This window comes from Rhizobacter sp. P2_D12, assembly GCF_056404395.1.
Map to the genome: position 1 here is coordinate 1 of NZ_JBFUEB010000177.1, position 8,032 is coordinate 8,032.

At 69.7% G+C, this 8,032-nt stretch carries 10 protein-coding genes and 1 pseudogene; 6 read left to right on the top strand and 5 right to left on the bottom strand.

The window, feature by feature from the left end:
• Window positions 1–597, top strand: a 597-nt coding sequence (locus tag AC1DYN_RS30665) for an NADP-dependent oxidoreductase (protein ID WP_477966264.1), incomplete at its 5' end; no start/stop codon positions are given.
• A 177-nt stretch (window positions 598–774) separates the two neighbouring features.
• Here the strand turns inward: AC1DYN_RS30665 and AC1DYN_RS30670 are convergent.
• A complete protein-coding gene (locus AC1DYN_RS30670; protein WP_477966266.1) occupies window positions 775–963 on the bottom strand; it encodes a DUF3606 domain-containing protein in 189 nt (62 codons plus the stop codon).
• A 29-nt stretch (window positions 964–992) separates the two neighbouring features.
• Window positions 993–1,124: a hypothetical protein gene (locus AC1DYN_RS30675; protein WP_477966268.1), complete on the bottom strand. Its 132-nt coding sequence runs from the start codon at window positions 1,122–1,124 to the stop codon at window positions 993–995.
• Between the two features lie 228 nt (window positions 1,125–1,352).
• Between AC1DYN_RS30675 and AC1DYN_RS30680 the strand changes: the two genes are divergently transcribed.
• A complete protein-coding gene (locus tag AC1DYN_RS30680) occupies window positions 1,353–1,817 on the top strand; it encodes a hypothetical protein (RefSeq protein ID WP_477966270.1) in 465 nt (154 codons plus the stop codon).
• Between the two features lie 73 nt (window positions 1,818–1,890).
• Here AC1DYN_RS30680 and modA read toward each other — a convergent pair whose 3' ends face one another.
• The 3 genes from modA to AC1DYN_RS30695 all read right to left on the bottom strand — a co-directional run bounded on the left by modA (window position 1,891) and on the right by AC1DYN_RS30695 (window position 5,079).
• Window positions 1,891–2,658, bottom strand: coding sequence for a molybdate ABC transporter substrate-binding protein (modA, locus tag AC1DYN_RS30685; RefSeq protein ID WP_477966272.1), 768 nt, complete (start codon window positions 2,656–2,658; stop codon window positions 1,891–1,893).
• A 154-nt stretch (window positions 2,659–2,812) separates the two neighbouring features.
• Window positions 2,813–3,136: a winged helix-turn-helix domain-containing protein gene (locus AC1DYN_RS30690; protein ID WP_477966274.1), complete on the bottom strand. Its 324-nt coding sequence runs from the start codon at window positions 3,134–3,136 to the stop codon at window positions 2,813–2,815.
• An 80-nt stretch (window positions 3,137–3,216) separates the two neighbouring features.
• Window positions 3,217–5,079: a sigma-54-dependent Fis family transcriptional regulator gene (locus AC1DYN_RS30695; RefSeq protein WP_477966276.1), complete on the bottom strand. Its 1,863-nt coding sequence runs from the start codon at window positions 5,077–5,079 to the stop codon at window positions 3,217–3,219.
• 251 nt (window positions 5,080–5,330) lie between these two features.
• Between AC1DYN_RS30695 and adh the strand changes: the two genes are divergently transcribed.
• From adh to AC1DYN_RS30715, 4 genes and pseudogenes are all read left to right on the top strand, one after another.
• Entirely contained in the window at window positions 5,331–6,851 is a 1,521-nt protein-coding gene (gene adh, locus AC1DYN_RS30700) for an aldehyde dehydrogenase (protein WP_477966278.1), read from the top strand.
• 1 nt (window position 6,852) lies between these two features.
• Window positions 6,853–7,215: a DUF779 domain-containing protein gene (locus AC1DYN_RS30705; protein WP_477966280.1), complete on the top strand. Its 363-nt coding sequence runs from the start codon at window positions 6,853–6,855 to the stop codon at window positions 7,213–7,215.
• Between the two features lie 99 nt (window positions 7,216–7,314).
• Window positions 7,315–7,482 (top strand): hypothetical protein, encoded by a 168-nt coding sequence (locus tag AC1DYN_RS30710; protein ID WP_477966282.1) that lies wholly within the window; start codon window positions 7,315–7,317, stop codon window positions 7,480–7,482.
• A 36-nt stretch (window positions 7,483–7,518) separates the two neighbouring features.
• A pseudogene (locus AC1DYN_RS30715) lies at window positions 7,519–7,728 on the top strand (DUF2325 domain-containing protein); the annotation flags it as partial.
• Window positions 7,729–8,032: the final 304 nt, after the last annotated feature.

Sequence of the window (8,032 nt, forward strand, 5' to 3'; positions counted from 1 at the left end):
CTGTGCCGCATGCCGGCCGGCATGGGCTTCGAGCAGGCGGCCGCCCTGCCCACCGCGGCGGGCACGGCGTGGCGGGCGCTGTTCGGCCCCGGTGCGCTGGCGCCRGGGCACAGGGTGCTGGTCCATGCCGGCGCCGGTGGCGTGGGCAGCTTCGCGGTGCAGTTCGCGAAGCAGGCCGGGGCCCACGTCATCGCGACGGCTTCGTCGGCCAACCACGCCCTGGTGAAGGAGCTCGGCGCCGACGAGCTCGTCGACTACCGGCGCGAGGATTTCGCGCTGCGCGCGGGCGACGTCGACCTGGTGATCGACACCGTCGGCGGGGCGACGCTCGAACGCTCATGGCAGGCGATCAAGCCGGGCGGCCGGCTGGTGACGCTGGTCGATCCCACGGTCCGTGGCCGCGACGGCATCCAGGGCAGCTTCCTGTTCTTCACGCACGAAGCGGCGCTGCTGCAAGACATCCTGCGGCGCTTCGAGAACCGCCGCCTGCAGGTGATCCTGGACACGATCCATCCGCTGGACGATGCCCGTGCCGCGTTGGCGCAGGTGGCGGCCGGCCATGCACGCGGGAAGGTGATCGTCCGTCCGCCGCGCTGAGTTCAGGCCGGGCCGCGGAAATCGGGCGAGGACGCCACGACGGCGCGGATCTCGCAGCGCAGCCGGTGGGCCGAGATGGCCGTCACCATGTCGCTTCGCCGCGAGCAGCAGCGCTGCGAACAGCCGATCCGCGAGGCGCACATCAAGCCGGATTGAGTCGACCCCTTGGGGCGCCCGTCAAGCCCCGCGAGGGTCGAGCCGCAGTGGCGCACCGCCCAGGGCATCCTCGATCGCCACCAGATCCGTTCCGACTCTTGCGACGATGACTTCGAGGACGGCGGGCGTGACGTGAAACAGCATCGACCAGAAAGCCAGCTCCCCCGGCTCGGTGATGCTGATGAATACCCCACAGCCGCGAGCGGGCATGGCGGGTGGAGCGGAGGGGGCAGCCTGGTTCACACGGACGTGCTGGTGGCGGCCTCGGCAAGCAATTCGGCCTTGCGGCTCGCCATCGCAACGCCAAGCACCTGGACGATCGCGTCCATGGACGAGCCGTCGTCGCGTTGCGACCGGGATGGGGTGGCCATGAATCAACTCCTGAGTGGGTGCAACCGACATGGCCACACTGCCTGGGTGGCCCGAGCGTAGCGCCCGTCGCCAGGCAATGGGCGGGTCGGTGCCAAAAGAGGACAGCGCCTACAAACGTGCCGTCCCCGTGCCGACGGATAGCCGGGCGGCGCCGGTGCGTGCACCGGGAACATGGTTTGCCTGCAGGACTGCACACCGCGGGAGAACCCGCGTGAAAGGACACCACGATGAGCACCTGCCCTCACATCGCCCGCATGCTGCTGCGGACACTGCTGGTTCCGCTGATGCTGTTCGATGCGCAATCCGCGTTCGCGGCAGACAAGGCGGCCGTCGATGCGGCGCGGGCGCGCTACGAACAGGACCGCCAAGTGTGCGCGAGCGGCCGTTCGAATCAGGACCGGGCGACCTGCATGCGCGAGGCGCAAGCCGCGCTGGCCGAGGTGCAGCGCGGCCGGGCCGGGGACGGGAATGCCAACTATGCGCGCAATGCCAAGGCACGTTGTGCAGCGCTGCCGGCGGACCAGCGGCAGGCCTGCGAAGCTCGGATGCAGGGGGCGGGCACGACCAGCGGCAGTGCGGCAGCCGGCGGCATCTACCGCGAACTGGTGACGCGCGAGACGGTGGTGCAGGATCTGCAGCCGGTGGACCCCGCAGCCTCGGGTGTCGCTGCGGAGCCGCAGAAGTCGCCGTGAGCGTCGACGACGCGCTGAACGGTGCCGCGGAACTCGATGGCCGGAAGAAGGCGGGTCATCTCGACGCCCAGGCTCAAGGCTTCTGGAAGCCGTAGCGCGCCAGCACCGCCTGCGAGGCCGGGGTCGCGACGAAATCGAGGAACTTGCGTGCCGCATCGGCGTTCGGGCCGCCGGCGATGGCCGCCATCGGGTAGGCGATCGCGGTCTCGGTGGGCACCGTCAACACGATCTTGACCTTGTCCTTCTGGCTGGCCGCGTCGGTCGCGTAGACGAAGCCGGCCTCGGCTTCGCCGCGGGCGACGTAGTCGAGCGCCTGGCGCACGTTCTGCGCGAACACCGCCTTCGGTTCGACCGCCGTCCACAGCTTGGCGGCTTCCAGCGCTCCCTTCGCGTAGCGCCCTGCGGGGACGCCGCCGGGCGTGCCGAGCGCGACGCGCTTGACGCCGGGCTGCTGCAGGTCGGCCAGTGCCTTCAGGCTCAGGCTGCTGTCGCTGGGCGTGATGATGACCAGCGAGTTCGCGACGAAGTTGCGGCGCGATCCGGCGGCGACGAGTTTCTGCGCCTCGGCCTTGTCCATGGTCTCCTGGTCGGCCGATGCGAACACGTCGACCGGCGCACCCTTCGAAATTTGCGCGAGCAGCGCGTCGGACGCCGCAAAGTTCAGCAGCACCTTGGTGCCGGGGTTCTGCGCCTCGAAGGCCGTGCCCAGTTCCTTGAACGCGTTGGTCAGGCTGGCGGCGGCCGACACCGTCAGGTCGGCCGCCTGCGCGCCCAGCGTGGTGGCCAGCAGCAGCGCGACGCCGGCACGCCGCAGGGAGGTGGAGATGCAGGAGATGCTCATGCCAAAGCCTTGTTGATTGAAATCCGCAACGGAGGATCCGCCTGCGTCCGCAGCCCGCCAGTCGCGGTCCATCGTCCGTCGATGTATTCATTCTGACATATCGGTGCCGGCGCCCCGCAGTGCGGGAACAAGGCCCGTGCGATGGGAGCGGGCTTCAGCCGGCGACCAGGTTCAGCAGGCGCTTGATGTCGGCGGCGCAGGCGCTGGCGGCGGTGGCCTCGATGCGCCGGTAGGTGTCGATGAGCTGGCGCCCGACCTCGGTCAGCTCGCTGCCGCCGCCGTGCTGGCCGCCCTTGGCCGAGTCGACCGCCGGCTGGCGCAGCGAGCGGTTCAGCTCGTCCAGCAGCATCCAGGCGCGCCGGTACGACATGTCCAGGCTCTTGGCGGCGGCGGTGATGGACCCGGTTTCGTCGATCGCTTCGAGCAGCGAGATCTTGCCGGGGCCGATGGCGATCGCATCGCCGGTCGTGATGCGCATGCGGAACTTCGCAGAGGGCTTCGCAGCTTTGGTGGCCATGGCCGCGACGATACCCGAAGCGCCACCGGGCCCGCTACCCGCTACCCGCTGCGCGCCCGCTGCGCCAGGTGCCGGTAGACGGTGCTGCGGTGCACGCCCAGGCGCCGGGCCGCGACGGCCACGTTGCCCTGGCAGGCGGAGAGCACGTGGTCGATGGTGTTCTCGACCAGGTCCGACAGCGGGGGCTCTTCGGCCGCATCGTCGCACGGCCGGTCGGCCGCAGGCGCGAACGCGGCCGGCAACTGCTCGACGCCGAGGGTCTCGCCGGCGTCGGCCAGCGCCACCATCGCGCGCAGCACGCTGCCCAGCTCGCGCACATTGCCCGGCCAGGCATGCGCGTCGAGCAGGTCGATCGCCGTCTTGTCCAGCGAGAGCCGCTTCGTCTTGCCGAGTTCGCTGAACAGCCGCTCGATCAGCGCACGCCGGTCCTGCCGCTGGCGCAGCGCCGGCAGCGCGACGCGGTAGCCGTCGACGCGGTAGAGCAGGTCGGTGCGGAAGGCCTTCGCGGCACTCATCGACGCCAGGTCGCGGTGCGTCGCGCAGACCAGGTCGAAGTCGACGTGGACGCCGGGCCCGCCCCCGAGCGGCACGACGGTGCGTTCCTCGAGCACCCGCAGCAGGCGCGTCTGCAACAGCAGCGGCATGTCGCCGATCTCGTCGAGGAACAGCACGCCGCCGGCGGCCTCGCGGATGCGCCCCGGCATGCCGCGGCGCCGCGCGCCGGTGAAGGCGCCGGCCTCGTAGCCGAACAGCTCGGCCTCGATCAGGGTCTCGGGCAAGGCCGCGCAGTTGACGGCGACGAACGGGCCCTTGCGGCGGCGCGATGCCTGGTGCAGTCGGCGCGCGAACACCTCCTTGCCGCTGCCGGTCTCGCCGGTGACCAGCACCGGCAGCCCTTCGTCGAGCACCTTGCAGGCGCGCAGCAGCAGCGGTGCCACGTCGTCCGGTGCCGGCAGCGCGTCGTCGACGGCCCGCACCGCCGGGCGTGCCGCCCCGCGCCAGCCGGTGCTGCGCGCGCTGCGCTCGAGCGTCGCCGCGATCTGGCGGCCGCCGGGCAGCGTCAGCAGGCCCGAGCGGTTCTGCAGCTGCGCCCAGCGCGCGCCCATCAGCGGCTCGACCGATTGGTCGATCAGGCCGTCCCACGCGGCGCCGAGCAGGCCCAGCGCGACCCGGTTGGCCGCGACGATGCGGCCGTCGTCGATGACGACCAGGCCCTCGCGCGCCGTGCCCAGCAGGCTGGGCTTCGGGTGGAAGCGCAGCAGGTGCCCGTTCGCCTGCGCCAGCATCAGCCGGTGCTCGACCTGCTGCGCCGCCATGCGCACCAGGCCCAGCGTGTGGTCGTTGACCTGCGCGGCCTCGCCGGAGATGTCGATCACGCCGGCGATCTCGCCGCGGCCGGTGAAGATGGGCGACGCGGCGCAGCCGATCGCGCCGTTCTGCGGCAGGAAGTGCTCGCCGCCCAGCACCATCAGCGACTGGCGCTCCAGCAGCGCGGTGCCGATCGCATTGGTGCCGCGGCGCGTCTCGGACCACTCGACGCCCGGTGCGAGCGCGATGCGCTGCGCCTTCGGCAGGAATTCGGGGCTGCCGATCTCCTCGAGGATCAGGCCTGACGGATCGGTGAGGATCACGATGCAGCCGGCGCCGAGCGCGTGCTCGGTCAGGCCGTCCAGCTCGGGCTGGGCGCAGGCGAGCATCTGCATCGCCTGCTCGCGCCGCTCGCGCAAGCGCTGCAGCAGCACGGGCTCGGGTTCGGCGAGGTCCTGGCCGGCGTCCTGGCAACGGCGCCACGAGCGCGAGATGTGCGGTGCCAGGCCTTCGTCATCCGACAGATCGCGCCCCTGCGCGAAGAACACATCGCGTGCGTGCTCGACACGCAACGAAAGCGCCCGTGGATCCGGCATGCCTGTCTCCTGTCGTTGGCGTGTCGCAGCACGCAGCCTGTCGCGCGACATCGTCGCACGGATGTGTCGCAGATCGCGAAACCCGACCCGGGCGTCCGGTTGTGGGATGCAGGGTCCTTGCGCTGGCGCAGCCGCACGTGGCGGGGGATCAGGGTAAGCACCGAGCGAACCGGGTACGTGCGTTGCAGACCTTGCACTGCGGCATGGCAGTGGGCGATGCCGATGACCTTACCCAGATCGGAGACCTGAAGATGGACAAGCTCGACCCTGGCAAGTTCGGCACCCCGGTGGCTTTCAAGAAGCGCTATGGCAACTTCATCGGCGGCGAATGGACGCCGCCGTCCGGCCGGCAGTACTTCGAGAACATCACGCCGGTGACCGGTCGCCCGTTCTGCGAGATCCCGCGTTCGACGGCCGAAGACATCGACCGCGCGTTGGACGCGGCGCACAAGGCCAAGACGGCCTGGGGCAAGACCTCGACCACCGAACGCGCGAACATCCTGAACAGGATCGCCGACCGCATGGAGGCCAACCTGCCGATGCTGGCCGCCGCCGAGACCTGGGACAACGGCAAACCGATCCGCGAGACCACGGCCGCCGACCTGCCGCTGGCGATCGACCACTTCCGCTACTTCGCGTCGGCCATCCGCGCGCAGGAAGGCGGCGTCAGCCAGATCGACAACGACACCGTGGCCTATCACTTCCACGAGCCGATCGGCGTGGTCGGCCAGATCATCCCGTGGAACTTCCCGATCCTGATGGCGGTGTGGAAGCTCGCGCCGGCATTGGCGGCCGGCAACTGCGTGGTGCTCAAGCCGGCCGAGCAGACGCCGGTCTCCATCCTCGTGCTGCTCGAGACGGTGGCCGACCTGCTGCCGCCCGGCGTGCTGAACGTCGTCAACGGCTTCGGGCTGGAAGCCGGCAAGCCGCTCGCGTCGAGCAACCGCATCGGCAAGATCGCCTTCACCGGCGAGACCACCACCGGCCGGCTGATCGCGCAGTACGCGAGCCAGAACCTGATCCCGGTGACGCTGGAGCTGGGCGGCAAGTCGCCCAACGTCTTCTTCGCCGACGTGATGGCCAAGGACGACGCCTTCTTCGACAAGGCGCTCGAAGGCTTCGCGATGTTCGCGCTGAACCAGGGCGAGGTCTGCACCTGCCCGTCGCGGGCGCTGGTGCAGGATTCCATCTACGACCAGTTCATGGAACGTGCCGTCAAGCGCGTCGCGGCGATCAAGCAGGGCAGCCCGCTCGACCCGTCGACGATGATCGGCGCGCAGGCCTCGAGCGAGCAGCTGGAGAAGATCCTGTCCTACCTGGACATCGGCCGGCAGGAAGGCGCCAAGGTGCTGATCGGCGGCGAGCGCAACATGCTGCCCGGCCCGCTGGAGGGCGGCTACTACGTGAAGCCGACGATCTTCGAAGGGCACAACAAGATGCGGATCTTCCAGGAAGAGATCTTCGGGCCGGTGGTGTCGGTCACGCGCTTCAAGGACGAGGAGGAGGCGCTGTCGATCGCCAACGACACGCTTTACGGGCTGGGCGCCGGCGTGTGGAGCCGCGACATGAACACCGCCTTCCGCATGGGCCGCGGCATCCAGGCCGGGCGCGTGTGGACCAACTGCTACCACCACTACCCGGCGCATGCGGCCTTCGGCGGCTACAAGCAATCGGGCATCGGGCGCGAGAACCACAAGATGATGCTCGACCACTACCAGCAGACCAAGAACCTGCTGGTGAACTACAGCGAGAACAAGCTGGGGTTCTTCTGAGATGGACAAGGCGGTCCTGCGCGTGACGGCCACCGACGCGGCGCTGGCGCTGATCGAGCGGATGGCGGCGAAGCACGGACCGCTGATGTTCCACCAGTCGGGCGGATGCTGCGATGGCAGCGCGCCGATGTGCTATCCGCAAGGAGAGTTCATCGTCGGCGACTACGACCGCCTGCTGGGGCACATCGGCGGCATGCCGTTCTACATCAGCGGCCCGCAGTTCGAGTACTGGCAGCACACGCAGCTGATCATCGACGTGGTGCCGGGGCGCGGCGGGATGTTCTCGGTGGAGGGGCCGGAGGGGCTGCGCTTCCTGACCCGCTCCCGCCTGTTCACCGACGAGGAGTGGGCGGTGCTGTCGTAGCCCGGATGCCAATCCGGGGTTTGTCCGACACATGCCGGATTGGCATCCGGGCTGCGAAATGCGGGCCCGGCGCGATCTATCGACCTGCACCACGACGCGGTGAGCCTGGCGAACCGGGGCGACCCGTCGGCGAAGGCGTTGAACAAGGCCCTGGACCACACCCACGAGGCGGTGCTGCGCCTGTCGACGCTGCAGCAGGAGCTGGGCGCCGCCGAACCCAGTTGCGCGAGATGGGCGACCCGGACGAAGAGGGCGTCTCTTCGCTGACGGCGCACCTGCAAGGCCGCCGCGTGCTCTACGTCGGCGGTGGCGGCGGCCGACCTGGTGATGTTCCCGGTGGATTGCATCGACCACGATTCGGCCGGCAACCTGAAGCGCATCTGCATGCGCCAGAGCATCTCGTTCGTGCCGCTGCGCAGTGCCAGCGTGGCCAGCTTTGCCGCCGCGATCGCCAACCGTCGCGGCGACACCGGCGGGTTCGGGCACTCGCCRATCTGCCCGCGCCACGGATAGCCCGGCCACCCTCACCGCATCAGCGCCGGCCAGCTTGCCGTCCTGCACCACCAGGTACTCGTTGCGGATCATCTTGTGATGCACGTAACTCTTTGTGGAACCGGTACCAGTTTCCTTGTGAACGGCGCTCTCCTCGGGTTCAATCGCTGCCGGAAGAATCAAGGAGACACGCATGAGGACGTTCAGGCAAGCGCAGGCGCACCTGCATCCCGCACGCACGGCGATCGCGCTCGGCGTGCTGGCGCTGCTGGTGGCCTGCGGCGGCAACGACCCCGCCGCGCAGCCGTCTGACGGCGGCGCGGAG